Raw genomic sequence first — 226 nt, forward strand, 5'->3', positions numbered from 1 at the left:
TTGAAACTGTAAGCAATGATGCATCTGGTAACGTTAAGTTCAAAGCTCTTGAATTCAAGAAGGGTCAAGAAGGCGTACACAACTACACAGTAGAAGAAGTTAAAGGAAGCGACGCAACCGTTACATACGATACAATGAAAGCGAATGTGACAGTCACAGTGAAACACGATGGAACAGCTAAAGTTCTGATCGCGACTGTAGGCGACATTGCGGATAAAGAATTTAA

The 226-nt window shown here is 41.2% G+C and carries 1 protein-coding gene; it reads left to right on the forward strand.

The window, feature by feature from the left end:
- Positions 1–226, forward strand: a 226-nt coding sequence (locus HMPREF2686_RS02985; protein WP_148130193.1) for a Spy0128 family protein, incomplete at both ends; no start/stop codon positions are given.

It is taken from the genome of Streptococcus sp. HMSC057G03 (assembly GCF_001808745.1).
GTDB lineage: Bacteria > Bacillota > Bacilli > Lactobacillales > Streptococcaceae > Streptococcus > Streptococcus parasanguinis_Z.